Genomic DNA, 1,698 nt, shown 5'->3' with positions numbered 1-1,698 from the left:
CCGTGAAGCTAAACTCACCTTCTGCTAAGGCTGTGGCTGGGGTAAATGTCCAGTTACCATCCCCGTCAGCAGTGGCTGTACCGATAGAGTTACCATCTAGGAAGACTTCTACTGTGCTTCCGGGTTCTGCGGTTCCTTCAATCACACCGTTGGTGATATCACTGGTGGTGATTTCTGGTGCATCCGGTGCGCTAGTATCGACAGTTAAGCTAACTGTAGTCGATTCATCTGATGTGTTACCCGCAGCATCAGTGGCAGATGCCGTGAAGCTAAACTCACCTTCTGCTAAGGCTGTGGCTGGGGTAAATGTCCAGTTCCCTGAATCATCAGCAGTGGCTGTCCCAAGACTTGTACCATCTAGGAATATCTCTACTGTGCTTCCCGGTTCTGCGGTTCCCGTGATTTCTGGGGTGGTATCCTTGGTTGCGCCAGTAGTGGTAATCGTTGGTGCATCCGGTGCTATGCCATCGACTAATATGGCAGTGGTATCATCGATCGCATTGAGTGTTAAAACTGCACTCATGCCATTACTATTGACAATGGTAGCTCCATCTGCTACAATCAGTTCTGCCCCTACTTCTATCCCGTCTAAGTCTTCATCTCCTTCGGCAACCGTGTAACGGAAGCTGTGGGTGGTAGCAGATGACCCATCACCCACCAGGGCGGCATTCACCACACCCCCGGTATCCAGGGTAATGGGCAGGGAGACTTCACCAGAGATAGTCACCGCTTGTGAGAACGTGACGGTAAATTCGAGTTCCTGTCCAATGCCGTAGTTATTGGCCGTGGGAACGCTAACACTGGCAATGCGGGGCAGGGGTTCTACAATGATGGTGATGGTGTCGGTTTCCGCACTGAAGGCCGTAGTACCTCCATTGATGCTGACATTTTCCGAGTCTCCGGCATTACCAAAGGTTTGGTCCCAGGCGCGGAAGGTGATGCTGTTGTTGACTGTGCCACGAAAGTTGGCGTTGGGCGAGAAGAATAGGCGAGTATTGGGATTGTCTGGGAGTAACAAGGCGCTGGTGTCCGAGACGGCCCCCACTGCTGTCCATTCTGTGCCGTTATTAAGGCTGTAGTACCAAGTGCCATTGGTTTCATCTAGGGCGGTGATGGCGATACCTGTAACTGGGTCACTATCTACATCAGTGACGTTTTCACCAAGGGTGACTATTTCGCTAATTAGCCAGCCGACCTCTCCGGTGGGGGGGGTAGCTTCTAAGGTTTCATTAAAGGCAAATTCGATGTCCTGGCTATTATCGAGGACCGGGGCATCATTAACCGGGTTGATGGTGATGGTGGCGGTGGCTGTATCGCCACTATAAGCCGTGGTGCCGCCATTGGTGCTAACGTCGGCCGTAGTCCCCACTGACAGTCCATCTGATTGGTCCCAGGCGCGGAAGTTGTAAGTGGCTTCTCCTCTGTAGTCGGGGTTGGGGACAAACCGGACTTGGCTGCTGCCGTCCAGGAGTAGGGCGTTGGTTTCGCTAACTGTTGGGAAGTTTACCCAAGTCGTGTCGCCGTCCGTGCTGTATTGCCAGGTGCCGTTGCTGCTGTCAGCTTCATAGATGGCTTTGGCGGGTGAGGCAAATACAGTGTCATTGGTGTATACTTGGCTGATGGGATTGCCACCATCGAAGCCCGTGAGCAGGATGTCGATATCGCCGTCGCCATTGAAGTCTGCTGTGGCTACCGAAC

Annotated in this window: 1 pseudogene; it reads right to left on the bottom strand. The window is 52.9% G+C overall.

Annotated elements, in window-relative coordinates:
- Positions 1-1,369: pseudogene (locus P5674_RS24180) on the bottom strand (Ig-like domain-containing protein); the annotation flags it as partial.
- Between the last annotated feature and the right edge of the window lie 329 nt (positions 1,370-1,698).

It is taken from the genome of Limnospira sp. PMC 289.06, from assembly GCF_032350395.1.
GTDB lineage: Bacteria > Cyanobacteriota > Cyanobacteriia > Cyanobacteriales > Microcoleaceae > Limnospira > Limnospira platensis.
This window is presented reverse-complemented; position numbering and strand designations above follow the sequence as displayed.